The 25,343-nt window shown below is 48.5% G+C and carries 23 protein-coding genes and 2 tRNA genes; 7 read left to right on the top strand and 18 right to left on the bottom strand.

Translation table 11 applies throughout. The features are described 5' to 3' along the window. Positions 1-68: 68 nt before the first annotated feature. On the top strand, positions 69-1,622 hold the full coding sequence (locus ACXAGC_RS16870) for a bifunctional GNAT family N-acetyltransferase/carbon-nitrogen hydrolase family protein (RefSeq protein ID WP_303574325.1): 1,554 nt from the start codon (positions 69-71) through the stop codon (positions 1,620-1,622). Positions 1,623-1,818: 196 nt separating this feature from the next. After that, positions 1,819-2,610 carry a hypothetical protein gene (locus ACXAGC_RS16865; RefSeq protein WP_474845653.1) on the top strand — a complete coding sequence of 264 codons (792 nt, stop codon included), beginning with the start codon at positions 1,819-1,821 and terminating at the stop codon, positions 2,608-2,610. Positions 2,611-2,769: 159 nt separating this feature from the next. On the opposite strand, the gene rpsO is transcribed toward ACXAGC_RS16865, so the two are convergent. The 11 genes from rpsO to ACXAGC_RS16810 all read right to left on the bottom strand — a co-directional run bounded on the left by rpsO (position 2,770) and on the right by ACXAGC_RS16810 (position 14,692). After that, positions 2,770-3,039: a 30S ribosomal protein S15 gene (rpsO, locus tag ACXAGC_RS16860; RefSeq protein WP_070125244.1), complete on the bottom strand. Its 270-nt coding sequence runs from the start codon at positions 3,037-3,039 to the stop codon at positions 2,770-2,772. 97 nt (positions 3,040-3,136) lie between these two features. Further along, positions 3,137-4,114, bottom strand: a complete 978-nt coding sequence (gene truB / locus ACXAGC_RS16855) for a tRNA pseudouridine(55) synthase TruB (RefSeq protein WP_474845651.1) — start codon at positions 4,112-4,114, stop codon at positions 3,137-3,139. After that, positions 4,114-4,512, bottom strand: a complete 399-nt coding sequence (gene rbfA, locus ACXAGC_RS16850) for a 30S ribosome-binding factor RbfA (RefSeq protein WP_303574328.1) — start codon at positions 4,510-4,512, stop codon at positions 4,114-4,116. The genes truB and rbfA overlap by 1 nt, the downstream gene beginning before the upstream one ends. A gap of 83 nt (positions 4,513-4,595) precedes the next feature. After that, complete coding sequence (gene infB / locus ACXAGC_RS16845; protein ID WP_474845649.1) at positions 4,596-7,205, bottom strand: translation initiation factor IF-2; 2,610 nt, start codon at positions 7,203-7,205, stop codon at positions 4,596-4,598. Positions 7,206-7,221: 16 nt separating this feature from the next. Next, positions 7,222-8,724, bottom strand: a complete 1,503-nt coding sequence (nusA, locus tag ACXAGC_RS16840) for a transcription termination factor NusA (protein ID WP_303574330.1) — start codon at positions 8,722-8,724, stop codon at positions 7,222-7,224. A gap of 45 nt (positions 8,725-8,769) precedes the next feature. After that, the gene (gene rimP, locus ACXAGC_RS16835) at positions 8,770-9,228 is read right to left on the bottom strand and encodes a ribosome maturation factor RimP (protein ID WP_119501016.1); all 459 of its coding nucleotides are present in this window, start codon (positions 9,226-9,228) and stop codon (positions 8,770-8,772) included. Positions 9,229-9,513: 285 nt separating this feature from the next. Then, a complete protein-coding gene (locus tag ACXAGC_RS16830) occupies positions 9,514-10,527 on the bottom strand; it encodes a response regulator (protein ID WP_474845646.1) in 1,014 nt (337 codons plus the stop codon). Positions 10,528-10,529: 2 nt separating this feature from the next. Further along, positions 10,530-13,850, bottom strand: a complete 3,321-nt coding sequence (locus tag ACXAGC_RS16825; protein ID WP_474845644.1) for an MHYT domain-containing protein — start codon at positions 13,848-13,850, stop codon at positions 10,530-10,532. 184 nt (positions 13,851-14,034) lie between these two features. Further along, positions 14,035-14,111 (bottom strand) — tRNA-Met (locus tag ACXAGC_RS16820). 37 nt (positions 14,112-14,148) lie between these two features. Further along, a tRNA-Met gene (locus tag ACXAGC_RS16815) sits at positions 14,149-14,225 on the bottom strand. A 161-nt stretch (positions 14,226-14,386) separates the two neighbouring features. Then, positions 14,387-14,692, bottom strand: a complete 306-nt coding sequence (locus ACXAGC_RS16810; RefSeq protein ID WP_474845642.1) for a 4a-hydroxytetrahydrobiopterin dehydratase — start codon at positions 14,690-14,692, stop codon at positions 14,387-14,389. A 270-nt stretch (positions 14,693-14,962) separates the two neighbouring features. Here ACXAGC_RS16810 and ACXAGC_RS16805 point away from each other — a divergent pair, with 270 nt between their 5' ends. From ACXAGC_RS16805 to hemN, 5 genes are all read left to right on the top strand, one after another. Beyond that, complete coding sequence (locus ACXAGC_RS16805) at positions 14,963-15,358, top strand: DUF3718 domain-containing protein (protein WP_119501013.1); 396 nt, start codon at positions 14,963-14,965, stop codon at positions 15,356-15,358. A 329-nt stretch (positions 15,359-15,687) separates the two neighbouring features. Then, positions 15,688-16,083, top strand: a complete 396-nt coding sequence (locus ACXAGC_RS16800) for a DUF3718 domain-containing protein (RefSeq protein WP_474845640.1) — start codon at positions 15,688-15,690, stop codon at positions 16,081-16,083. A 390-nt stretch (positions 16,084-16,473) separates the two neighbouring features. Then, entirely contained in the window at positions 16,474-16,773 is a 300-nt protein-coding gene (locus tag ACXAGC_RS16795) for a hypothetical protein (protein ID WP_474845638.1), read from the top strand. A 263-nt stretch (positions 16,774-17,036) separates the two neighbouring features. Then, complete coding sequence (locus tag ACXAGC_RS16790) at positions 17,037-19,592, top strand: TonB-dependent receptor (protein WP_474845636.1); 2,556 nt, start codon at positions 17,037-17,039, stop codon at positions 19,590-19,592. 133 nt (positions 19,593-19,725) lie between these two features. Next, positions 19,726-21,099 (top strand): oxygen-independent coproporphyrinogen III oxidase, encoded by a 1,374-nt coding sequence (gene hemN / locus ACXAGC_RS16785; RefSeq protein WP_474845634.1) that lies wholly within the window; start codon positions 19,726-19,728, stop codon positions 21,097-21,099. On the opposite strand, the gene ACXAGC_RS16780 is transcribed toward hemN, so the two are convergent. Genes ACXAGC_RS16780 through moaB form a run of 7 tightly spaced genes read right to left on the bottom strand, consistent with a single transcriptional unit; the run spans position 21,092 to position 25,267 of the window. Further along, complete coding sequence (locus ACXAGC_RS16780; protein ID WP_474845632.1) at positions 21,092-22,105, bottom strand: ATP-binding cassette domain-containing protein; 1,014 nt, start codon at positions 22,103-22,105, stop codon at positions 21,092-21,094. The genes hemN and ACXAGC_RS16780 overlap by 8 nt on opposite strands. Further along, positions 22,093-22,758 carry a molybdate ABC transporter permease subunit gene (gene modB / locus ACXAGC_RS16775; protein WP_119503374.1) on the bottom strand — a complete coding sequence of 222 codons (666 nt, stop codon included), beginning with the start codon at positions 22,756-22,758 and terminating at the stop codon, positions 22,093-22,095. The genes ACXAGC_RS16780 and modB overlap by 13 nt, the downstream gene beginning before the upstream one ends. Before the next feature lies 1 nt (position 22,759). After that, positions 22,760-23,512, bottom strand: coding sequence for a molybdate ABC transporter substrate-binding protein (gene modA, locus ACXAGC_RS16770; protein ID WP_474845630.1), 753 nt, complete (start codon positions 23,510-23,512; stop codon positions 22,760-22,762). 41 nt (positions 23,513-23,553) lie between these two features. Further along, positions 23,554-24,030: a molybdenum cofactor biosynthesis protein MoaE gene (locus ACXAGC_RS16765; RefSeq protein WP_474845628.1), complete on the bottom strand. Its 477-nt coding sequence runs from the start codon at positions 24,028-24,030 to the stop codon at positions 23,554-23,556. Further along, entirely contained in the window at positions 24,031-24,279 is a 249-nt protein-coding gene (moaD, locus tag ACXAGC_RS16760; protein ID WP_474845626.1) for a molybdopterin converting factor subunit 1, read from the bottom strand. It abuts the gene before it with no gap. Next, on the bottom strand, positions 24,276-24,761 hold the full coding sequence (gene moaC, locus ACXAGC_RS16755) for a cyclic pyranopterin monophosphate synthase MoaC (RefSeq protein WP_474845624.1): 486 nt from the start codon (positions 24,759-24,761) through the stop codon (positions 24,276-24,278). The genes moaD and moaC overlap by 4 nt, the downstream gene beginning before the upstream one ends. Then, positions 24,761-25,267: a molybdenum cofactor biosynthesis protein B gene (gene moaB / locus ACXAGC_RS16750; protein ID WP_119501003.1), complete on the bottom strand. Its 507-nt coding sequence runs from the start codon at positions 25,265-25,267 to the stop codon at positions 24,761-24,763. Before moaB ends, moaC begins: the two co-directional genes overlap by 1 nt. Positions 25,268-25,343: the final 76 nt, after the last annotated feature.

Genomic DNA, 25,343 nt, shown 5'->3' with positions numbered 1-25,343 from the left:
AAGGATCTTTTCTTTCTGTCATGGTGTATACATCCGGTGTAGTAAAATCAAAGAGTAAGGCGAATTTAATGAGTCAGGATATTCATCATAACGAAGAAACAGAGCATCATTTGGAACTGCGTAACTTAACGCTGGATGACTATGATGATGTAAAAGAACTGATGGACAAGGTTTACGCCAACGTGGGAGGCGCCTGGCCATTCAAAAATTACAAAGCTCAGGTTACCACCTTTCCTGAAGGCCAGATTTGTATTGAAGATAAAGGCAAAGTGGTTGCGTTTGCCATTTCAGTTATTGTGGATTACGACCAGTTTGACGACAAACATACCTATGATGAGATTACCGGTGACGCATACCTCACCACCCACGATCCTAACGGTGATGTGCTCTACGGAGTAGAAGTCATTGTATGTCCGGATTACCGCGGACTTCGACTTGGCCGGCGCTTATATGAAGCGCGGAAAGAGTTATGCCGGAATCTGAATCTGCAGTCTATTATGGCTGGCGGCCGCATTCCGAATTACGGCAAACACAGTCACGAAATGACGCCGTATGAATACATTGAAGCGGTGAAGTCGAAAGACATTTATGACCCTATCTTAACCTTTCAGTTATCCAACGGTTTCGAGGTAAAACAAATTCTGAAGGCCTATTTGCCGGAAGATGAAGCCTCCCGGGGTTATGCCACACTGCTTCAGTGGCACAATATCTATTATGAACCGGGTAATCCACGTTTATTCGGCGGCAAGAAATCGAATGCCCGCATCGGCTGTATTCAGTGGCAAATGCGTTACTTTGAGAACGTTGAAGAGTTACTGCAACAGGTAGAGTATTTTGTGGATGCTTTATCAGACTATGGCTGCGACGTTGCGCTGTTTCCCGAGTTCTTTAATGCACCGTTGATGGGACTTAGTGAGTCACAGGAGTCCATTGATGCCATCTGGCATCTGGCAAGCTATACGGATGAAATTCTTACCGCCGTTTCTCATCTCGCGGTGAGTTACAACATTACTATCATTGCCGGTTCAATGCCGGTTGTGGAAGACGAAGAATTATATAATGTCAGTTACATGTGCCGCCGCGACGGTACCATAGACAGCCAGTATAAAATTCACCCTACCCCACATGAGAAGAAAGACTGGATCATGAAAGGCGGTAACGCCCTGAATGTCTTTGACACAGACTTTGGTAAAATTGGCATTTTGATTTGTTATGACGTGGAGTTCCCTGAACTCGCCCGCATCCAGTCAGAACAGGAAATGCAGATCCTGTTTGTTCCTTTCTGGACAGATACCAAGAATGGTTATCTGCGGGTACGTCGTTGTGCACAGGCCCGTGCCATTGAAAACGAATGTTATGTGGCCATCGCCGGCAGTGTGGGCAACCTGCCGAAAGTAGATAACGTAGATATTCAGTACGGACAAACTGCCGTGTTCTCACCTTCTGATTTCTCGTTCCCTCACGATGCCATTGTGTCTGAGACAACACCAAACACCGAGATGACGCTGATTGTTGATCTTGATCTCGACAAGCTCACCAAATTGCAAAACGAAGGGTCCGTCCGCAACTATTTGGACAGACGTCGCGATCTCTACCGTGTTCAGTGGATTGGTGATAAATAAGTTGTTAACCGGCCAGTTAGCAGCCATAAACAGCAAACTGGCCTGCCCTTTGCTGTAACTTGTGGGAATTTAATAACAATGCACCCTGCGTGCATTGTTATTTCCCGCGGAGAATGGTATTGGTATGGGATTAAGGATACCATCTTCCTTATTAGCAAGATTAATCACCTGAAGTTGAGTTTTCAAAAGAGTAAGTATGTCTAACGATTCAAGAAACGATGATTTTCCTACCATCAGACTGGATGATGAAGATCGCCGCGACTACCAGCAAAAAAAGCACACCGCTGCACACACCATTAAAGCGGACACGAGTTCACAGTCAGGTACCAAAAAACCGGCGTCACCTGTTTCTGAAAAAAGTAGCGGTGGCGGTAACGGATTGTGGATTGCCCTTGTCGCCGTGGTCGCTCTGGCCGGCTGTGGCGGATGCTATTACTTGTATGATCAACTGCAGAAACAACAAATCGCTGCTGAAGATGCTGATTCACGCATTGCCCAGCTGGAAAGAAAACTCTCTGCAACAGGCGAAGAAATGGGTGAGTCCACTGTCGCGCTGCAGGTGAAAGTGAGTGAGCTGACTGATAAAAGCAATGAATTGTGGGATCAGATGGATAAGCTCTGGGCCTCAGCCTGGCGCCGTAATCAGAAAGAAATCACGGATTTGGGTGATAAGCTTAACGCCACAGAAAACGGACTGAAGAAGTCAGTTACTGCGGTCGCTGAAGATTTAAAAGCCCAGCAAAGTAAGGTGGTTTCGTTAAACAACCAGTTAAGTGGTCTGGCTGATGAAATTCTGGCGCTGAACGTTCAACTTGAACAGGCGGCCGGTGATAAAGCCTCACAGGCGCAAACGGTTAAGAGCCTGTCTGACAAGATTTCAGTTCTGGAAAACCGTAACAACAGCCTGGCAGGCCGTATCAGCGGCATGGAAAACGAAATCCGTGAAATAGCGACAAAAGTCGTCGTCAGTCAGCCTCAACCTCAGTAATCTGTTGCCGGCAGGCGACAGTCTGCCGCAAGCCAGAGTATTTTAGAGACTGTTTTCTGCCATCTACCGGTCTGCTCAGCAGATACTAACCCCGGCTAGAAAAATCTGCAGACACAAAAAAAAGCGCCTTTCGGCGCTTTTTTCGTTCAGAACTGTGTCTTAGCGACGCAGACCTAAACGCTTGATCAGATCAAGATAACGTTCTGCGTTTTTACCTTTCAGGTAGTCAAGCAGTTTACGACGCTGGCTAACCATGCGCAGCAGACCACGACGTGAGTGGTGATCTTTCTTGTGGCCAGAGAAGTGACCTTGCAGTTTGTTGATGTTGTGAGTCAACAGTGCAACTTGTACTTCAGGTGAACCAGTATCACCTTCTTTAACGCCATAATCAGCTACGATTTGTGCTGTTTCTTCTTTAGTTAGTGACATAATTTTCTCCTGATTGGATTAAATTCCGCCGATCACTAATTCAGCGAAATTATGAGAGCGCGTATTATAACGATGACGTTACCATACGCAAGTAAAATCAATCTGTGTAGACGACTCTGCGTTTCGGCGAAACAAATACCTCACCGGCATCTGCCCGGGGCTGGTCTTTCGGCGATACCACGCCTTCTCCTACCCCCAGAAACAGCACTTCATCATCTTGTCTGGTATACACCCGGTATTGTTCACCGGCAACAAGTGATGCCGGGCGGTCAGGCCGTACACTCTGACCATGTTCAAAACGGGCATATTGCTGTGAGTCCAGCATGATTTCCGGTAATGATAAGACAGCCGTGTCCATGGGTAACAGCAGTTGATCAAGGGTGTCAAACTCCCCCTCATCCAGTGCTTCCTGCATAGCAATCACGTCATCCAGAGATACCATCTTATCTGCAGGATAATCAGCCACTTCCGTACGGTGGAGGCGGGTAACGTAACCGCCGCAACCCAATTGCTGACCGATGTCATCCACCAGTGAACGGATATAAGTCCCTTTGCTGCAACGCACACGCATGTCTACATCAGGTAACGCCATGCGGGTAATTTCCAGTTCGAAAATGGTGATATCCCGGGCTTCTCTTTCTACTGTAATGCCCTGACGCGCATAATAGTAAAGCGGCTTTCCCTGGTGCTTCAATGCTGAAAACATGGAAGGGATTTGCTTGCTCTGACCAAGAAACGCCATGCAGGCACTGCGGACTTCATCCTCAGAAACATTTACCGGCTTTTCTTCCACGACTTCGCCGTCAGCATCGGACGTGGTCGTTCTGACGCCCAGGTGCATGGTGACTTCGTAAGTTTTATCAGCATCTAACAGAAACTGGGAAAACTTTGTCGCTTCGCCCAGGCATATGGGTAACATGCCGCTGGCCAGCGGATCCAGCGCGCCGGTGTGACCGGCTTTCGCCGCTTTATAGCACCAGCGTACTCTTTGTAAAATCTGGTTAGATGAACCGCCTGTTGGCTTATTCAACAGCAATACACCGTTGATACTACGGCCCTTACGACGTCTGCCCATTAATCCTGCTCTTCGTCCCGCTGTTTACTTTTCGCTTCATCTTTTGCAATGGTTTCAGAAACCAGATTTGAGATGCGAATACCTTCGGTGAGCGATTCATCGCGGAAGAAATGCAAATGCGGCACACTGCGCATGCGCAAGCGTTTAGCCAGCAACGAACGAACGAAGCCCTTTGACTCTTCCAGTTGTTTTGTATGCGCTTTGGCCTCTTCTTCTTCGGCACCATAAATTGAAATGAAGATTTTCGCGTGTGCCAAATCTCTGGAGACTTCCACGTCTGCCACCGTGATCATAGGGATATTACCCACCCGGTGCTTGTATTCATTTTGCAGAATGCTGGCAACTTCTTTATGAACTTGCTGTGCCACTCTGTCTGTACGAGAAAATTCCCGTGCCATAGTCAACTCCTCATACCTGCATCAGGCTATAAGGACAAAAACGGGGGCTAACGCCCCCGCTTTGTCATTCAGCCATTTCAGGACTAAATTTGACGTGCAACTTCGATGACTTCAAATACTTCGATTTGGTCGCCAACTTTTACGTCATTGTAGTTCTTAACGCCGATACCACATTCCATACCGTTACGTACTTCCTGCACGTCGTCTTTAAAGCGACGCAGTGATTCCAGCTCACCTTCGTAGATAACTACGTTGTCGCGAAGAACACGGATTGGATTGCTGCGCTTCACGATACCTTCAGTAACCATACAACCTGCGATGGCACCCAGTTTCGGTGATTTAAACACATCACGCACTTCAGCAAGACCGATGATTTCCTGACGGAATTCAGGGGCAAGCATACCGCTCATTGCCGCTTTCACTTCGTCAATCAGGTTATAGATAACGCTGTAATAACGCAGATCGATTTCTTCAGCTTCTATGACGCGGCGTGCAGTTGCATCGGCACGTACGTTGAAGCCAAGAATGATAGCGCCGGAGGCCGCTGCAAGTGTCGCGTCAGTTTCAGTAATACCACCTACACCACTACCAACAATGTTAACTTTAACTTCGCTGGTAGACAGTTTCAGCAGTGATTCAGAAATCGCTTCCACAGAACCTTGTACGTCAGCCTTCAGTACGATGTTCAGTTCACTGATATCACCGGCTTCCATGTTTGCAAACATGTTTTCCAGTTTCGCTTTCTGCTGGCGGGCAAGTTTCAGTTCACGTTTCTTCTGATGACGCTTAGCTGCGACTTCACGGGCTTTTCGCTCGTCCTGTACAACGACTGCATCTTCACCGGCTACCGGTACACCGGATAAACCCAGTACCTCAACAGGTGTAGAAGGACCAGCTACTTTCAGCTCGATACCGTTTTCGTCGCGCATAGCACGAACGCGGCCGTACTCTTCACCACACAGTAAGATATCGCCGGCGCGTACTTCACCTTCCTGAACGAGAACCGATGCAATGGGACCACGGCCTTTATCAAGACGCGACTCAATCACCAGACCACGACCCGGACCATTCGGTACGGCTTTCAGATCAAGCAGTTCAGCTTGCAGCGTGATGGCTTCAAGCAGCTCATCAACACCCATACCTGTTTTCGCAGATACGTTTACAAACTGGTGTTCACCGCCCCACTCTTCTGAAATAACTTCCAGTTGAGACAGTTCAGTTTTAACACGATCCGGATCCGCTGTTTCTTTATCCATTTTGTTTACAGCAACAATCAGAGGTACACCAGCCGCTTTCGCGTGCTGTACCGCTTCTTTAGTTTGCGGCATTACACCGTCATCTGCTGCAACAACCAGGATTACGATATCAGTTGCGGTTGCACCACGTGCACGCATTGCGGTAAACGCGGCGTGTCCCGGTGTATCCAGGAAAGCAATTTCGCCGTTATCCGTTTCAACTTTATATGCACCGATGTGCTGAGTAATACCACCGGCTTCGCCTGCAGCTACTTTAGCGCGGCGAATGTAGTCAAGTAACGACGTTTTACCGTGGTCAACGTGACCCATGATGGTAACAACCGGTGCACGGGTAATTTTCTCACCCTGACCGGATTCTGACATCAGTTCATCTTCCAGCGCATTGTCATTAACCAGCTCATACTTGTGACCCATTTCGTCAATAACAAGTGTGGCAGTATCCTGATCCAATACCTGGTTGATGGTAGCCATCTCGCCCATTTTCATCATGGTCTTGATAACTTCGTTAGACTTGACCGCCAGACGGTTAGCCAGTTCACCAACGGTGATAGTCGCACCCAGTTTAACAACACGTTCAACTGGCTGAGCCGGCTTATTAAAGCCTTGCTTCAGATGCTCACCGGCATTTCTCTTCGATTTCTTACGGCGACGTGAAGATCGCTCAACTTGCATGTCTTCTTCGTCTTCCGCTTCCTGCGCGTAACGGTTTGAGTGCATATGAACTTCAGCAGCCTCATCACGTTTACGACGCTCTTCTTCTTCTTTCCAGCGACGCTCGTTTTCTTCAGCCAGCTTACGGGCTTCTTCAGCCGCACGCTTTGCTTCTTCTTCAAGCTTTTTCTTCGCTTCTTCTTCCTGTTGCTTACGCAGGCGCTCTTCTTCCTGACGTGCAGCTTCCTGCTCAGCCAGTTCTTCAGCACTCAGCTCGGGCGCTTCAGATTCTTTGCGGGCTTTCTCTTCAGCAGCTTTACGGGCACGCTCTTCTTCCGCCTTCTTCTTCGCTTCCGCCTCTACACGCGCTTTTTCTTCAGCCACTTTGCGGGCGGCTTCAGCGGCGGCTTCTTCTGCTGCTTTCTGTTCAGCTTCAAGACGTGCGCGTTCTTCTTCCAGACGGGCCTCTTCTTCAGCCGCTTTCTGTTCATCAACTTCGCTGCGCTTCACGTACGTGCGTTTCTTACGTACTTCAACTTTTACAGACTTAGACTTGCCTACACTTAACGTGCTGGTAGTTTTACGCTGCAGCGTCATTCGTGTCGGTTCGCCAGAACCGGCGCTACCGTGTTGCTTGCTCAGGTGCTCAAGAAGTTGACGTTTCTCATCTTCTGTAACGGAATCATCAACTGCTTTCGTAATACCGGCATCTTTAAACTGAGTTACCAGTCGGTCAACGGTTGTTCCAATGTCGCTGGCGAGCTTTTCTATGGATACTTCTGCCATCTTAGTCTTTTTCCCCTTATTGACCTTCTTCTTCACCAAACCAGACAATATTCCGTGCCGCCATGATGAGTTTTCCGGCGTCTTCTTCGGTCAATCCTTCGATATCACTAATATCGTCTGTTCCCTGCTCAGCCAGCTCTTCAAGGTCAGTAATTCCACGGCTAGCAAGGACATAGGCAATGTGTTTATTCATACCGTCAAGGTTCAGCAGCGCTTCAGTCGGTTCAGCGCCTTCCAGCGTTTCCTCATTCGCCAGAGCACGGGTAGTCAGTGCAGCACGTGCACGATTACGCAGTTCCTCAACAGTGTCTTCATCAAGGCCGTCAATGGCCAGCAGTTCGCTAACAGGGACATAAGCTACTTCTTCAAGTGTGCTAAAGCCTTCGCTAGCCAATAATTCTGCAAAATCTTCGTCAATATCCAGACCTTCAACAAACACCTGAAGTACTTTGGCAGTTTCTTCTTCGTGCTTCTTGTTCAGGTCGGCAACTGTCATGACATTCAGTTCCCAGCCGGTCAGCTGGCTTGCAAGGCGAACGTTCTGACCACTCCGGCCGATGGCCTGTGCCAGGTTGTCCTGCTCCACTGCAACATCCATTGCATGGGCGTCTTCGTCTACTACGATAGAAGCCACTTCAGCAGGTGCCATTGCGTTAATAACGAATTGTGCCGGGTTTTCGTCCCAAAGCACAATATCAACACGCTCACCGCCAAGTTCGCCGGATACAGCCTGCACACGTGAACCACGCATACCTACGCAGGCACCGACAGGGTCAAGACGCTTATCGTTTGTCTTCACAGCGATTTTTGCACGTGAACCCGGATCGCGGGCAGCGGACTTAATTTCCAGCGTCTCTTCGGCAATTTCCGGCACTTCCAGACGGAACAGTTCAACCAGCATGTCAGGATGAGTACGGCTGATAAACAGCTGTGCACCGCGGGCTTCAGGACGGATAACGTAAAGCAGACCACGTACACGGTCGCCCGGACGGAAGGTTTCGCGGGGCAGCATATCGTCACGGTAAATAACACCTTCAGCGTTATTACCCAGGTCGATGATAATGTTGTCACGGTTAACTTTCTTCACCGTACCGGTTACCAGTTCGCCAACCTTGTCTTCGTATTCTGCAACCATTTGCGCGCGTTCAGCTTCACGTACTTTTTGTACGATAACCTGCTTGGCGGTTTGCGTAGTAATACGGTCGAAAGCAATAGATTCAATCTGCTCTTCAACATAATCGCCCAGTTGTGCGTCAGGATCGTCAACTTGTGCGGCAGACAGCGACATTTCTGCATACGGGTTTTCCTGTTCGTGATCGTCAGGAACAACCTCCCAGCGGCGGAACGTATCAAAATCACCGGTGGTGCGGTTAATGCTTACGCGTACTTCAATTTCGCCTTCGTTTTTCTTTTTCGTTGCGCTGGCAATCGCGTACTCCAGTGCTTCAAAGATCTTTTCTCTAGGCACTTGTTTTTCATTTGAAACGGCTTCTGCCACTAACAAAATTTCTTTATTCATTTTCGCCTCACTGATGCTTTCTTACGCTGAAAGCGTGCTGTTCCATTAGTCAAATGTGGGAACAATGTTTGCTTTTTCGATATTCGCCACAGCTAACTGGAACTGCTGGCCATCCACTTCAATATTGATCATGCCATTTTCACATGACAATAACTTTCCTTTGAAATTCCGCCGGTTATCCATAGGCACAGTCAAACGCGCCTGAATAACTTCACCCACGGCCTGCTCATAGTGCCTGGCCTTGAACAAAGGTCGATCCATACCCGGAGAAGACACCTCCAGGTTGTATTCCGTAGTAATTGGATCTTCAACATCAAGAATCGCACTTGCCTGGTAACTGACTTCCGCGCAATCATCAACGGTTACACCATTTTCATGGTCGATAAAAACACGCAAAATCGAGTGCTTACCTGCACGTACAAATTCCACGCCTACCAGTTCGTAACCCAGGGCTTCAACACCCGGCTCAAGCATCTCGGTCAGTTTATCTTCAAGCTTTGCCAATCCTTACCTCCAAAAACGAAAAAAGGGCATATAGCCCAACTACTTAATTTACTGCCTGAAAAGGGAATAAATCAGTTTAAATACAACAAAAAGCCCCGTACTAGCGGGGCTTTTTGCAAGAATCTGAACCCTGTCTGCCAGAGGCAGTTGCAAACAATACAGGTTTAACTACGCAAAATACGCAGAAAAGTTTGCAAAATAGTTAGGCGTATACCGTGTAAAATGCTCCAGTAAGCCCGCTAACTAACTAGTTGGAGCGCATTATACTGGTACTCAGACCAGATATCAACTCAGTAACGGGTTTGGATCTTCATCTTTCCAGCGTTCTTTCACTTCTAAAATATCATCCAGACACTGGTCGAGTAATGCGATGAGTGCCGGGTCGAAATGAATACCACTCTGAGAATGCATAAAGTCGAGGGTTTTATCCACCGGCCAGGCTTCTTTATATGGTCGCCGGCTGGTGAGCGCATCAAAAACATCCGCCACTGCCACAATACGTCCTTCAATGGGGATGTCTTCCCCGGCGAGACCTTCAGGATACCCGGTGCCATCCCATTTTTCATGGTGTGTGAGTGCAACGATTCGCGCCAGATTCATGAGGTCAGAGTCTGCATCACCGAGTATTTCTGCACCAATTTTGGGATGGGTCTTCATGACCTCAAATTCTGAATCAGTGAGTCTGCCGGGTTTGAGCATAATACTGTCCGGAATTCCGATTTTACCGATATCGTGCATAGGGGCAGCGTGAAGCAGCATATCTGCCCTCGCCTCTGAAAAACCATACGCCAGCGCGATGATTTTTGAGAAGTGACTCATGCGCAGCACGTGCATGCCTGTTTCGTTATCTTTGTATTCTGCCGCCCGGCCGAGTCGTTGTATGACCTGCATACGGGTGCGGCGTAATTCGTCAGACTGTACCAGGGAAAGGTGGGTCTTAACCCTCGCCAGCACCACCGGTGGCGAAATTGGCTTGGTTATATAATCCACGCCTCCGACAGCAAACCCTTCCGCTTCATCAGTCGCATCGTTAAGAGCTGTAACGAATATAACCGGTATATGCTTAAGACCGGATGTTTTTTTAAGGTGTGTACAGGCCTGAAAACCTGTCATTTCCGGCATCATCACATCCATTAAAATAAGATCAGGACGTTGTTTCTCTGCCAGCTTTAACGCTTCATCACCGCTTTTTGCAAAATAAAGGATGTAGTCTTTACCTAATAATTGTTTCAGTACCCGCAAGTTAACCGGTTCGTCATCTACCAGCAGTAATTTGGGCTTTCCGGGTTCACCAAACACATTTATTCCCCTGTTTGTTCTGTAGATGCAAGTAGTTGCTTAATTCGTTCAACAGCACGCTCAAATTCAAAATCATCCATATCCTGTAAAATGCCCTGCACCTGTACATTGTAGCTTCCAAAATACTGGCCTTCACAATATTGATAAGTAGATTCGTCAAACTGATTCTGCGCCGCTGAAACCAGCAGTGCATTCAGTGTGTTACGCAAGGCAGTAATGTCGACTTCCTCACGGGACTCTTCTGCAGCAGGCTCTTCCGTCTGCCGGTTGAGTTCATTTTCGACTTCCCGCAATGCCGTCTTAAGGGTAGGAATATCTTCGGCGCTTAAATGATCATTTCTTGCGCTGCGCTCGAGCTCACCGCACAAATTCATCAGCTTTGTTAAGCCCAGATTACCGCTGACACCTTTCATGCCGTGCAGATATTTCACAACCTGCTCGTAATCATCATCAGCGAAGAAATTCACCAGTTTAGTCAGAGTTTCATGACTGTTGCGCAGGAACTGTGAGATTTCCTTATTGAGGGTATCCTTATCGCCCCAAAGCTGCACACCGCGGCGATAATCTATTGCACAGGCCTCTCTGGCTGTTTCTGTTTCACGCACACTTTCCTTTGTTTCAAAACCCAGCACTCTGGCAATTTCATTCACCAGTACAGGAAAATCGATGGGCTTGTTCGCAAAACCTTCCATACCGGCATTTATCGCATCCTGTTTATCCTGTACCAGTACACTGGCGGTTAAGGCCACAATAGGCAGTTGTTTCAGATGATGTACCTGCTCATATTCACGGCGTCGTGCCGCCGCTGTCAAACCGTCCATTACCGGCATCTGTAAATCCATCAGCACAATGTCGAAACTGCCTTTATTCATTTTTTCCAGTGCTCTGGCACCGTTCTCTGCAAAATCAACAGTATGACCGGCGCGGTTTAGCAGCAAACTGATAAGATCAATATTCTGGCTGATATCATCCACCACCAGAATGTGCAGTGGCGGTAATTCAACGGTTGCTGCACGGATTTCGCTGACCTGTTTTTCCACCGCAGTGAGAGGCAGCGTGAAAGTGAAATTAGTGCCTCTTCCCGGTTCGCTGGACACCGAGATCGTGCCGCCCATTAACTCAACCAGTTGTTTACTGATTGTCGTACCAAGACCTGTACCGCCATATTTGCGGCTCATGGAAGCATCTGCCTGTGCAAAGGCATCAAAAACCCGGCTCACCTGGTCGCTGGTCATGCCGATACCGCTGTCGCTGACGGAAAATGCGATCATACCGTCGGCGTCCGGGTAGACTTCTACATCAACTTCGCCGTGGGCAGTGAATTTCACGGCATTACTGATAAGGTTATTCAGCACCTGCCGGATACGCTCAGGAGCACCGTAATAGTAATCAGACAAAGATGGCGAAACACTGACCCCCAGCATCAGCCCCTTTCTCTTCGCTTCAAGCCAGTAGGTAGAAATCACCGTGTCAATTTCTTCGGTAATTGAAAAATCACGGTATTCAAGATCAAGCTTGCCTTTATCAAGTTTGGCACTGTCGAGAATATCGTTCAGTAAATGTAGTAACGAGCGCGCAGACCGGTTAATGGTTGTCAGGTGTTTATGCTGGCCGTCTGTGAGTTTTTCATCCAGTAAAATATCACTGAAACCGATAATGGCATTCATGGGTGTACGGATTTCATGACTCATATTAGCAAGGAAGCTGGCTCTGGCCGCAGCGGCCTGCTCGGCATCATTTTTCGCATGACGCAGCTCTTCCTCCATTTCCTTACGGGAAGTGATGTCCATAATAAAGCCGTCGACCCAGCTCACTGACTTGTCGGTGCTGTGTACAACGTTGCCGTACTCGCGCAACCACTTTATTGTTCCGTCTTTATGAACAAGACGGTATTCCACATAAAAGTCAGCGCCGGAACGGCGGGCAGTAAGAAACGACTCCCGGTCGTCCTCATGCACCAGTTGCTCAAGGGTAACCGGTGAGTCTGAACGGATAAATGCTGAAACCGGATATCCGCTGAATTCCTCAACAGCCGCACTGACAAATTCGAAAGGCCAGCCGGGTATATTCATACTGCGATAAGCAATGCCGGGAATATTATGGAAAAAAGACCGGAACTTAGCTTCGTTGTCCCTGATAGTCTTTTCCATTTCGATGCGCTCGCGGTTGTCGCCCACGATGACCACAAACAGATTTTGTTCACCTAATCGGGTGTGGCCCACACCCACCCGAACCGGAACCCGCTGGCCCGTTTTATTAAGTGCTTCCACATCACGGCTAACTCCGATAATTTGTTCATCAACAGGAACCACTTCCTGCCGGAAAAATTGCTCATTGTAGCGGCTGCGCATTTCTTCAGGAATCATACGATGAATAGAGTGACCGGTAAGATCTTCCTCTGTCCAGCCCAGTATGGTTGTCACCGCCTGATTCATATTCAGCACAGTTCCCTGGCCATTGACGGTAAGGATGCCATCAATAGCAGTATCCATCAGCGCAAGCTGGGTACGGCGGCTGTTCTCAGCCTTTTGAGAAATATCCATGTAACGGAACAACAATGTAACGCCCATCACAATGCCAATAATCAATAACGTGAAGAAACTCACATAGCCAGCAAGGATGTACGACAGAGATTGATCCTGAGCAGAGGTTTCCAGTCCGGGAGGGGCAACAAAGCGGGCGGCAGCCATACCGGTATAGTGCATTGCCGTGATCGCACAACCCATCACAACGCTGGCGATAACACGGGTACCTTTAAATCCGCGGGAAATTGCAAATCGCTTCAGACCGAACTTTATCCATAAAGACAACATTGCCAGCAATACCGCCACAACGATGGATAAGGCAAAAACAGGCAGGTTGTACCGTAACAGAGGCGCCATTTCCATAGCCGCCATCCCGGTATAATGCATCGCCCCGATACCCGAGCCGACAAGGACGCCGCCAATAAATATCTGTGAAAATTTCACTTTCCGGTGAGTCAAACTTTGCAATGCAACAAATGCTGCCAGCACGCCGGGAATAAAGGACATAAATGTTGTCCACGGAGCCCAGCTAACGGGAGTACACAATTCAAAAGCCAGCATGCCAATGAAGTGCATAGCCCAAATTCCGCCTCCCAGCGCCAGACTTCCCAGACCAAGCAAAATTAGTCTCCGGTTATTGTCTTCAGATTCTGCGGCCTGACCGGCTACGCGGAACGCCATATAAGAAGAAGCAACCGATATAAAAATGGAAATAGTTACCAGAACAGGTGAATATTCGCCGGTAAGTAACAGAGAGGTGTCAGGAATGACAAAAAAAGACATCAGCCATTCGAGCATCAGTAAGTCCGTGTATAGTTTATTATCAATAGTTAGCGTAACAGCTATTGAGTGAAGTACAAATTAATTGCAGGGCGAAAGTCGTGAAGTTGCCGAAAAAGTACGGTGAAGCGCAACTTAATAAAAAATGATGACTTATTTGTGGAAAAAATACGGGAATAAATTAGAATTTAAACATTCGGAGTGGTTGCGGGAGCTGGATTTGAACCAACGACCTTCGGGTTATGAGCCCGACGAGCTACCAGACTGCTCCATCCCGCGTCCGAATTAAATAGATTGTGCTCTCAAAGAAGTAAAGTGGTTGCGGGAGCTGGATTTGAACCAACGACCTTCGGGTTATGAGCCCGACGAGCTACCAGACTGCTCCATCCCGCGTCCGTTTACTTACCGGCTGTTGGCTGTTTGAAAGCCCCCTGCCGTTGAGTGGTGCGTATTATACATAGGCATTAATCCTTGGCAAGGGATAGAAGTAAGAATATTGCAATTTTTTGACTGTTCGGACAATATTCCGGCAGACCGCTCAATCCGCATACAAATTACTGTAAAAGACTCTCCATTTTGGTAGCTAATTTGAAGTCCAGCTCAGTAATTCCACCTGCCTCATGGGTCGTTAATGCAACATCTACTTTATTGTAAACATTAAACCATTCCGGGTGATGGCGTAGTTTTTCAGCCCATATGGCAGCCTGAGACATCCAACCAAAGGCGCGGATAAAGTTTCTGAAAACAAATTGCTTCGTCAACTTCCCTTCTTTTAATACCCACTGCTTCTCTTCTGCTAAACCTTCATTCAATTCTGTGAGCGCTGCGGCAATCGCCTGGTCATCCAACTTTTCTGTCATGTCACTGCTCCTGCTTTCATTATTAGAAGTGTAAATCTGTCTATATAGTTATTACGCTTACTTTGTCCTCAGCGGATTCAATCTTCAAGTGTTCGTCCGCAGAAAGTGCAGACCAGTCCGGGGGGCAAACTTTACAAGCCCCTTTCAGTTAGGTATCGGTTCAAATACCCATGTTTATCCCCTGGTATTTTTCTTCCTCTTCAACTTTTGTTTAATAGGTCCCGAACAAACAACACAACATAAACTTTTAACTACTTCGAGGATTTAACCATGTTGAAAATTGTTAAGACTTCTATCATCGCTGCAACTCTGGGTTTAACTTTCGCTGGCGCAGCTCAGGCTGATATCAACGACGACTTAGCTAACATCTGCACAATCGTTCAGGCTGACGACAAAGGTGAACTACGTAAGAAAATTCGTCTGGTAGAATCTGACTACCGTTTGAAACTGCGCGATTACTACACTGGCATCAGCTGTGGTGGCAACAGCCTTATCCGTACTGCCATCAGTAGTAATGCAGTAGAAACTGGTACGCTACTGGTTAAGAAAATGCCTAAGAGTGACCTGGGTGCGCCGGAAGCTGATGGCAAAACGTTGCAGGCATGGGTTAACGAAACTGGTAACCAGGGCAGCCCCATCGCTGACGAACTGGCTAAGCGTCTGTAATTTCATTACGACTAAAAATTTACAGTACCATTTCAACATGGTAGCAGGCGAAAGCCTGCACTTAAGAAGCGGCGGAAACGCCGCTTTTTTTCGTCTTAAATCCGGCCTGATATTTTTCGCTGATGTGCTGAGATAAATCATTAAAACGCCAGATCAGGGCAATCAGATTAATACAATAAATACAACAACTTAGATAAAAATAAGTAGGTTAATGTATCTCACAGCATACCTTAGTATTCACCCTGCTATTTTTCATTCTGCATTAATTTAGTTTAATTAAACCCGAACAAACAACACCACTTTTTAATTTTATTTCTGAGGAATTAACCATGTTGAAAATTGTTAAGACTTCTCTCATCGTAGCAACAATGGGTTTAGGTTTTACTGGCGTAGCGCAAGCGGACATCAATGATGATCTGGCTAACATTTGCACTATTGTACAAGCTGACGATAAAGGTGAGCTGCGTAAGAAAATTCGTCTGGTAGAATCTGATTACCGCCTGAAGCTGCGTGATTACTACTCTGGCATCAGCTGTGGTGGCAACAGCCTTATCCGTACTGCCATCAGCAGCAACGCAGTAGAAACCGGCACCTTGCTGGTGAAGAAAATGCCCAAGAGCGACCTGAGTGCACCGGAAGCTGATGGCAAAACCCTTCAGGCCTGGGTAAACGAAACTGGTAACCAGGGCAGCCCTATCGCGGATGTTTTGTCTAAGCGCCTCTAAGGATTTAGACGAAACAGAAGATACCATTTCAACATGGTAGCAGGTTAACGCCTGCACTCTAAAAGCGACGGAAACGTCGCTTTTTTCTTTTATGCAATTGATAAGTAATAAAATTCATCATCACACAAAAGTTATATCTGAAAATACGAAATAGCTGATTAAGGCAGGTCACGGGATAAAAAATTACAATCTGCGGGAGAAAACACCCCCTTCAAATTGACGTAACTAGCTGTAAAATATATAGATACTCAATTTATCGTATTTTATCACATACTCAAGTATCAGCCCGGGCGTATCTAACGGGGTCGTTATCGCCTTTAATAGATAGCGAACAAACAACATCTTTGCGGGCGCTTCCGGCGCCCTGTTTTTTTAAACAGGATAAACAGAATGAAAACTATCAAAACAACACTAATCGGTTTATCTCTGCTGGCTTCCAGCAATGTTGTTCTGGCCGGCACCAGCGAAACAGCCTCCGTAGCAGCAGCTTCCGTAGCAGCAGCTTCCGGTGTTGCAGAGATTTCTGTGAAAAAGAAAGTTCGCGCAGGTAAGTCGTTTGACAAAGCCATTCTGACGGCGGCAGCCGGAGAAGAACAACAAACTGCAGACATCTTCAGCTCCCTGCAGGAAAACAAAAAGACACTTCTTTTAAAAAATTTACCAGACCATCTTGTTGCGGCTAACCCGTAACATGCACCAGGGAAGGTGTTGAACCTTTCAACATGGTAAGCAGAGTAACATCTGCATCTCCGCGGCCCGTTTTACGGGCCGCAATTTTTTGTACTGTCCGTAAATAGTCCCTTCCGCCCTGCTCATACCTGTTTCTGTTTTTATAAAATTGTCATGAAAGTTGCTGATTATTCGGGCAGAATAATGGCCGTTTTTCAAAAGGAGTCTGAAAAACCTATTCATCGCAGCGAAGGACCGGACAAAATAAGAAACAGGAATTGTTCATGTCGCACAGCTCAACAGGCAGGTTGTTTTATTTTTCTCTGATCAGTACCGCCTTAATCACCTCTTTTCAAAGTATTGCCCGGCAAGATCCTTCTCCGACCAAACTTGAACATATTGAAGTTACCGCTCAGAAGCGCCCGCGGGATATGCAGGATGTGCCTGTTGCCATGTCTGCCATCACCGGAAAGATGATTAATGAAACAGCATCAATGGACGTTTTCGACATTCAGGGTTATGTACCCGCTTTTTCTGCCTCTCAAAGTCAAAGTGCGGCCAACGCCAGTTTTTCCATACGGGGAATTGGTACCTCGTCGCAGAATTACGGTTTTGAGTCTTCTACCGGTCTTTATGTAGATGGCGTCTACCGGTCTCGTCAGAATGCGGTGATCAATGATTTAGTCGATATTGATACTGTAGAAATTCTTCGCGGCCCTCAGGGCTCACTTTTCGGTAAAAATACACCGGCTGGTGCAGTGGTTTTCAGAACGCGACAACCTGATTTTGAAACCGGCAATGGTTTTATTACAGTAACCGCCGGCAATGATGATTTGATCCGGCTAAGCGGAGCGACGTCAATCAATGTAATTGATAACAAACTGGCTGCCAGAGTATCAGGCTTCAGTACGCGCAGGGATGGGTGGATAGACGACAAAGGATATGGTGTAAACTCAATTAATGACAGGAACCGTTCCGGTGTGCGCATGCAAACCCTGTATACGCCGTCAGACGACGTATCAGTGCGGATAATTGCCGATTACGCAGAACTCAATGAACATTGTTGCGGCGCATTAACGTTGCAGGATAACCGGCAAGCAAACGGTGTCGAAGGGAAATACGGAACAGACACCTTGCTGATGATGCCACCGTTCAATGCCACCTTATTTACCGGTGATGAGTTTTACCGCTATACCACGGCACTCAGTTCCCTGCCCGAATCCCGCATGCAGGACAAAGGACTTTCTGCAGAAATAAACTGGCAAACATCCCCCGCATTATTGCTCACCTCCATCACAGCCTGGCGTGGCTTTGACAGCTTCGACCAGACAGATACAGATTTTACTGATGCAGACTTGCTTTCCACTACCAATAACGCCCGACAACAGGCGTTTTCCCAGGAGTTGCGGGCAACCTGGTCCGGTGAGCATGTCACTACCATCGCCGGATTGTGGTATTTCAGCCAGAACCTTGACCTGGATTTTGCTATCACTACCGGTGACGCATTTCCGGCATTTTTCGCAGCGTCTGCGGCTGATTTACACCCCCTGACTGACGGCATAAATGCCCTGAGTGCAGCAACATCCGGCCTTGTCCCCGCTGTTGCATCAGCCACGCCCGGCCAGACTCAGTTTGCCCACAATGCTTATCAGCAGCAGGACAGCCTGGCCGTATTCAGCCAGACTGACTGGCAATTTGCTGAAGAATTTACCCTCACCGCCGGATTACGATACACCCGCGAGGATAAAACATTGACCGCCCGCTTTGATGAACAGGGCCCGGGCATTGACGGATTACCAACAGGTACTGAAAACATTCCTGATCCGCTGAGTGCCGCTGTCGCCCTTGGCTCTTTTGCTCAGAGCCTGGCAACCGGCAATCCCCCTGATTACACGCAACTCAGTGCGCTGCTTCCTTTTAGTCAGGCGGGCTGGGGCTATTATTTTCTCGGTACAGCATCGGTACTTCCCCGCAGTGATCTGGAGGAAAAACGTAACGACGGACAACTTACAGGGACGCTGAAACTAAGCTGGCAACCAGATAACAATAGCCTCTTGTATGCCAGTACCAGCACAGGGTTTAAATCGGGAGGCATGAATACAGATCGCATTGCAGAAGGGTTAAGCCCCCAATTTAACGCTGAAAAAGCCACCGCTTACGAACTGGGTGTGAAAAAGCAATTTCCGGGGCAAAACCTGCGTATTAACGGTGCACTGCATTATACCCAAATCAAAGATTTTCAGGCCTCGACTTTTACCGGTCTTGGTTTTAATTTACAAAATGCCGGCGACTTACATACCAAAGGGTATGAACTTGAAATTGTCTGGTTTCCTGTTTCCGATACCCGTGCCGGCCTGACCCTTGCCCGTACCCTTACCGGTTTTGACGATTTTGAAAAAGGCACCTGCCAGGTTGCTTATCCCTGGCATACCGGGACGGATGATCCCGGCCGGCCTTTTGCAGATACACCCTACTGCTCCAGAACCGGTGATCGCCTGGGGTTTGAACCGGAAACCTCTGCCAGCCTGACGTTGCAACACACATTAATGGCAGGCGGGTATCCGGTTGTCATGGCTGCAGATTATCAATATACGGGAGACTTGTTCCTTGATGATACTAACGATCCGTATAAACACAGCAGCAGTTATGCCCTGGTGAACGCACGGGTTGAACTGTCAGTCCCGCAGTGGGATACACGCATCACGTTATGGGGCAGGAACCTGACAAATAAAGAGTACATCGCCAGAAACGGTTTCGATGTACCTGTTCAGGCCGGCAAGCTTATGGCTTATCCCGGCCAGCCGCTCTCCTGGGGTGTGACTGTTACCCGCGAGTTCTGATTGTCATTTCGAAGAGTAAACGCCGGCCGGTTGCGTTATACAAAACTGGCTGGCGAAAACTTGAAGTAGATCAACAACACCTCTTTGTTTGCTGATTATACTTTCCGTGCATTCTACTCAAGCCGGAATAACCATGTCAGCAAACGAATTATTCGATCCCGCACGCCTGAAGAAATACAATATTAACGGGCCGCGCTATACCTCTTACCCAACCGCGTTAACGTTTTCCGGGTTATCTGAACCAGCGCCTCTGGAAAAAGCACTGAGTGTCACTCAGGCCAGCGGCGTTTCACTGTATGTACATATTCCATTCTGCCACAGCCTCTGTTATTACTGCGGCTGCAATAAAATTGTGACCAGACATCAGGAAAAAGCAGATCGTTATCTGGATTATCTGGAAAAAGAAATTCAACGGCGCGCGCCTGCTTTCCGGCACCGTAAAGCGGAGCAAATACACTTAGGAGGCGGCACGCCGGGGTTCCTCACAGAGCAGCAACAAACACGCCTGGCAGGCATGCTTACATCGGCTTTTGATGTGGTCAGCGATGCAGAAATGAGTATTGAAATCGATCCCCGCCGTACCACGCCTGCTTATTTGCGACACCTGTCCTCTTTAGGCTATAACCGCCTGAGTATTGGTGTACAGGATACGGATTACCGTGTGCAGGAAGCGATAAACCGGGTTCAGAGCACATCCCATATCGCCACGCTGGTAGATTGCGCCCGTTCCGCCGGATTTAAATCTGTTAATCTGGATCTGATTTACGGCCTGCCTCACCAGACAGCAGATACCTTTGCTTCTACACTGGCAGCGGTAAAGGCGATGACGCCGGAGCGGATTTCCATGTTCAGCTACGCCCATCTGCCTGAGCGGTTTGCTGCCCAGCGCAAAATAAAAGATGAGTGGCTGCCCTCTGCCCAGGTAAAAACAGGGCTCATGAAACAAGCCATCACCAGCCTTACACAGGCAGGTTATGAAATGATTGGCATGGACCATTTCGCCCTGCCATCTGACGAACTGGCTGAAGCGCAACGTAATAAAAAATTGCACCGGAATTTTCAGGGCTACACCACTCGGGGGGACCTGGATTTACTGGGGCTGGGTGTTTCCTCTATCAGTGCCGCAGGCAATGCTTATCTGCAAAACCCGAAAACCCTGAATGACTATTACGGCAAACTTGATAGCAATGAAGAAATTGCAGAAAAAGGGGTGTTTCTGTCGCCCTCAGATCTGCTCAGACGCTACGTTATCCAACAATTAATGTGCAATCTTTCCGTGGATTTTTCTGCAACAGAGGCGCTTTTCGGTATTCAGTTCCGCCATCATTTTAAGCCGGAACTTGCGGCACTGAGAGAATTTGAAGAAGATGGTTTATTACAGGTAACCGGAACGGGTATCGAGGTATTTCCGTCAGCAAGACTGTTTATCCGCATCATCTGTATGACCTTCGACGCTTACCTTAAAGGCAGCGCCGCAATTCAGCACCGGTATTCCAGAGTTATCTGAGTTTAAACCTGGCGGTAACAGTTTCTCCTTCACGGAACTGTAACCGTTCCTGGGACAACTGGCTGATCAGCGCAAACAATCTGCTGCGGCCACACATCAGATTTATCATCACCTGCCCGGCCCGGCTTTCAGACACGGACTCAATGACACAGGGCAAGGCGTTGACAATGGAAGAGGCATTGGCTTCCTGCCGGTCGATACTGACATCCCTGGCGTCGATGGTCAGCATGGCCTGTTCCTTACTGACCACAGGATGGCGTGCATAGAGCGTATGCCCTTCGCATTCTATGGCATAACAAGCTTGCTCAGGCAGATGTGCTTTTAGTGCGCCTTTAAGCACACTGAACTGCTGTTCGAAATTTGGCATAGACGGAGTTAACTGTGCCAGCACATCATTTGATGCGCCCTGATGGACAATACTGCCCTGCTCCATCCATGCCATGTATTCACTGTACAAAGCCAGTTCACGGAGGTCGTGGGACACCATCAGCATTTTCAGACCGCTGCGGGCCAGCTTTGTTAAATACTTAAGCACATCGTGTTTTAACGTATTATCCAGCGCGCTCACCGGTTCATCCAGTAACAGGATTTGCGGTGAATTTAAAATGGCTCTGGCAATGGCTACCCGCTGCGCTTCGCCTCCCGAGAGTGTATCGGGCATACGTGTCATCAGGTGATTACATTTACACCCCAGAACCACCTCGTCAAAGTGATAGGTCTGCTGTTTTGCAAAATCTGCCGCCAGCAGTAAATTCTGCCCCACTGATAAATGGGGGAATAACAGACTGTCCTGAAACACGAGCCCTGTGCGGACCCTGGCAATGCGACTATTTTCCCACTGCCCGGTGACTTTTGCAGAACCGGTAAGTCCGGCCAGGCAACGCAGTAATGTTGATTTACCGGCGCCGGATGGTCCGCTCAGGCCAATAAATTGTGCCGTTGCCGGTAACTGAATACTGGCATTGAGTTGCAGATTTTCCCATGCTGCCTGCACTACGACTTCCATGACGACACTCCGTTTCGGTTATAGCGGTAAAGCAGCGCCATCAGCAGGAAGGAAAAGACCAGCAAGCCAAGAGCAAGCGCATGAGCCTGACCGTATTCAAGTGCCTCCACATGCTCAAACAACGCAATAGACAGTACCTGAGTTTCACCCGGAATATTGCCGCCTATCATCAGCACCACACCAAATTCACCGATGGTGTGGGCGAAACTTAATCCAAGTGCAACGATAAAGGCGGGTTTACAGATAGGCATAATGATGCGACGGAAACGTGACCATTTGGACATTCCCATGGTGCGGGCTACATCGATATAACGACTGTCCAGCTGAATAAAACTGGCATAAAGAGGCTGTACGGCAAAGGGCAGTGAATAAATCACCGACCCCAGCACCAGTCCGGAAAAAGAAAAGGCCAGCTGCTGACCGGTTACGGCCTGCCATAATTGCCCTGCAAGTGCATCCGGGGAAAACACCACCAGCAGATAAAAACCCAGCACAGTGGGCGGCAACACCAGTGGCAGCGCCACCACAGCAAGAACCAGATTCTTTGCTTTATGCTGCCAGCGGGATAACTTCCATGCCAACGGCGTGGCAATCAGCATCAGCACCAGACTGGTGATCAGTGCCAGTTCCAGAGTGAGCCAGATAGCATCCATGTCACCGTTCACCGGCTTTATCCTTGTTTTTCTTTTGCCGCGCTTTTAGCGGCTGATATCCCCAGTCTGCCAGCGCGTTCTGCACCGCCGGTGACATCATGTATTGCATAAACCGCCGTGCGGCATAAGGGTGCTGGTTATGTTTAACAATCACCATTTTTTGTACGATGGGATCGTGCATGGAGGCAGGGATTAACCAGTAATTTGCTTTCGAATTTTTCACCAGTGACCATGCCACAAACGCATCGTCCACATTACCTGCAGTAAAGTACTGCCACGCTTGTAAAATACTTTTCCCACGTACCAGTTTAAAAGGAAGTGCGGTATTTTCAGGCAGCGTGGAAAACACCTGTTCAGCCGCCAGACCATAAGGCGCGAGTTTGGGATTGGCAATGGCAACAGGTTTGTTGAACTGTCTTGTCAGAAATTCTTCCAGCCCTGACGGCGCTGACTGTCTGGTTACCAGTGCCAGACGCCCTCTGGCGTAACTGCGCAGATTTTGCTTATCTGCTTTGCCTTCGGCCACCAGCGCTTCTGGTCTGGCTGCATCAGCAGAAAGAAATACGTCAAAGGGGGCACCGTGGCCGATTTGCGCAAATAAAGTGCCACTTGAACCGACGGTTATAACCGGACGGATACCGGTTTTTTCTTCAAAGGCACTGGCGAAATGTTTAACCGGCCCGGCAAAATTGGCGGCAACGGCAATATTTACTACCTGCTCTGCGGCAAATCCTTTACCTGCCAGAAGTAGCATGACACACAGACAGACTTTATACGCCCGACACATCCTGTTCTTCATAAATTGTCTGATAAACCTTCATTCCTGAGCCACTTCATGGCGGCTTCTTCATCTGATGCCTTTGCGGCAACCCATGCTGTTCTTCCGTCAGCATGTTCTTTCTTCCAAAGCGGCACCGACTTTTTCAGCATATCCATAACGAATTCTGCGCCGTCGAAGGCGGTCTTACGGTGGCTGGCGCTGCAGCCTACCCACACCACCGGCTCGTAATTTCCGATGTAACCGACGCGGTGTACAATACCGGCACTGAGCAATGCAAACCTGGATGAGGCCTGCTGCAACAACTGTTGCATGGCACTCGCGGTCATCCCCGGGTACTGCTCCAGACTGATACCTTCAATTGCACCGTCAGCGTTATAGTCACGGACCAGACCGGTGAACGTTACTATTGCACCAGCATTGTGCGATGATTGACGGAGCTTTTCAACATAAGCCGCTTCATCCAGTAAGGCTGTGGTTACTTCAGCAAACATTCAGCCTCCTGTCACCGGCGGGAAAAACGCCACCTCGTCACCATCGTTAATCGCACTGGTTTCATCACCCAGCGACTGATTAACCGCGCAGAGCACCCCGGCAGACAAGGCCTGCTCCCAGGCGGATGACCGGGTTGCAAGATGCGCTTTCAGACCGGCAACGGTAGTGCAGTTTTCCGGCAGGGGAAGAGATAGGTCACTGTCGCCACTGATTTCACGGATCTGCGCAAAGGTTTTTATGGTAATCATGTCTTTTGCTCTGCCTCCCAGTCACCGGTTTTACCGCCCCGCTTTTGTAACACTCTGACGCCTTCTATGCGCATGGCCGGATCCAGCGCTTTGCACATGTCGAACAATGTCAGTAAGGCGATATTCACACCGGTAAGTGCTTCCATTTCCACGCCGGTTTTGCCGCTGACTTTGCAAAAGCAGGTCGTGTGAATGCGGTTTTGTTCAGGCTCAGCGGTAAAGCCGATGTCCACTTTGGTCAGCGGTAACGGGTGGCATAACGGAATTAAATCAGCGCAACGTTTCGCGCCCTGTATACCCGCTACTCTGGCTACGGCATACACATCGCCTTTCATCACTGTTTGCTCTGAAATGGCTGTCATAACGGCATCAGACACATACAGGTAGCCTTCTGCCAGCGCTTCACGCTGAGTTTCCTGCTTGCCGGACACGTCGACCATATTGGCTTCGCCACTGGCATTTAAATGACTGAACCCGCTCATTACAGTTCACCGGTAAGGTGTTTTACAAAGTTACACGGACGGTATTCAGAATCCAGCTGACTGCGTACAATACCTTCCCAGGCGGTGCGGCAGGCACCGGTGCTGCCCGGCAAACAGAAAATAGCAGTCCGGTTGGCAAACCCGGCAATAGCACGGGACTGAATGGTAGAGGTGCCGATTTCCTGATAACTCAGATGACGGAACAGCTCGCCAAAACCGTCAACGGTTTTATCAAATAAAACCGACAACGCTTCAGGCGTTGAATCTCTGTGGGTAAAGCCGGTACCACCTGTCACCAGAATCGCATGGATAGCAGGGTCGGCAATCCATGCAGAAACAATCGCACGCTGGGCATAAATATCATCTTTTACCAGATCCCGCGCAGCCAGCTTATGGCCTGCTGTTTCTACTGCTTCAATGAGGTAAGCACCGGACGTGTCTGTGTCTGTTGTCCGGGTGTCAGAGATAGTAAGAACGGCGATATTAAGAGATACTGCTGAAGACATGGGTTTTCCTGATAAAATACGGCGGTAAATACACGTGTACGCTTAGTACCGCACCGTCGCTGAAAAGAGATTTTTT

It is taken from the genome of Alteromonas sp. AWJ4_197, assembly GCF_056160285.1.
This window is presented reverse-complemented; position numbering and strand designations above follow the sequence as displayed.

Coding starts and splice junctions, on each gene's coding strand:
- moaD (WP_474845626.1), bottom strand. CDS start 24,279: ATGATTACCATAAAAACCTTTGCGCAGATCCGTGAAATCAGTGGCGAC.
- truB (WP_474845651.1), bottom strand. CDS start 4,114: ATGGGCAGACGTCGTAAGGGCCGTAGTATCAACGGTGTATTGCTGTTG.
- ACXAGC_RS16825 (WP_474845644.1), bottom strand. CDS start 13,850: ATGCTCGAATGGCTGATGTCTTTTTTTGTCATTCCTGACACCTCTCTG.
- hemN (WP_474845634.1), top strand. CDS start 19,726: ATGTCAGCAAACGAATTATTCGATCCCGCACGCCTGAAGAAATACAAT.
- infB (WP_474845649.1), bottom strand. CDS start 7,205: ATGGCAGAAGTATCCATAGAAAAGCTCGCCAGCGACATTGGAACAACC.
- ACXAGC_RS16780 (WP_474845632.1), bottom strand. CDS start 22,105: ATGGAAGTCGTAGTGCAGGCAGCATGGGAAAATCTGCAACTCAATGCC.
- ACXAGC_RS16790 (WP_474845636.1), top strand. CDS start 17,037: ATGTCGCACAGCTCAACAGGCAGGTTGTTTTATTTTTCTCTGATCAGT.
- ACXAGC_RS16800 (WP_474845640.1), top strand. CDS start 15,688: ATGTTGAAAATTGTTAAGACTTCTCTCATCGTAGCAACAATGGGTTTA.
- ACXAGC_RS16810 (WP_474845642.1), bottom strand. CDS start 14,692: ATGACAGAAAAGTTGGATGACCAGGCGATTGCCGCAGCGCTCACAGAA.
- rbfA (WP_303574328.1), bottom strand. CDS start 4,512: ATGGCACGGGAATTTTCTCGTACAGACAGAGTGGCACAGCAAGTTCAT.
- ACXAGC_RS16805 (WP_119501013.1), top strand. CDS start 14,963: ATGTTGAAAATTGTTAAGACTTCTATCATCGCTGCAACTCTGGGTTTA.
- ACXAGC_RS16765 (WP_474845628.1), bottom strand. CDS start 24,030: ATGTTTGCTGAAGTAACCACAGCCTTACTGGATGAAGCGGCTTATGTT.
- modA (WP_474845630.1), bottom strand. CDS start 23,512: ATGCTACTTCTGGCAGGTAAAGGATTTGCCGCAGAGCAGGTAGTAAAT.
- modB (WP_119503374.1), bottom strand. CDS start 22,758: ATGGATGCTATCTGGCTCACTCTGGAACTGGCACTGATCACCAGTCTG.
- moaB (WP_119501003.1), bottom strand. CDS start 25,267: ATGTCTTCAGCAGTATCTCTTAATATCGCCGTTCTTACTATCTCTGAC.
- nusA (WP_303574330.1), bottom strand. CDS start 8,724: ATGAATAAAGAAATTTTGTTAGTGGCAGAAGCCGTTTCAAATGAAAAA.
- ACXAGC_RS16870 (WP_303574325.1), top strand. CDS start 69: ATGAGTCAGGATATTCATCATAACGAAGAAACAGAGCATCATTTGGAA.
- rpsO (WP_070125244.1), bottom strand. CDS start 3,039: ATGTCACTAACTAAAGAAGAAACAGCACAAATCGTAGCTGATTATGGC.
- moaC (WP_474845624.1), bottom strand. CDS start 24,761: ATGAGCGGGTTCAGTCATTTAAATGCCAGTGGCGAAGCCAATATGGTC.
- ACXAGC_RS16795 (WP_474845638.1), top strand. CDS start 16,474: ATGAAAACTATCAAAACAACACTAATCGGTTTATCTCTGCTGGCTTCC.
- ACXAGC_RS16865 (WP_474845653.1), top strand. CDS start 1,819: ATGTCTAACGATTCAAGAAACGATGATTTTCCTACCATCAGACTGGAT.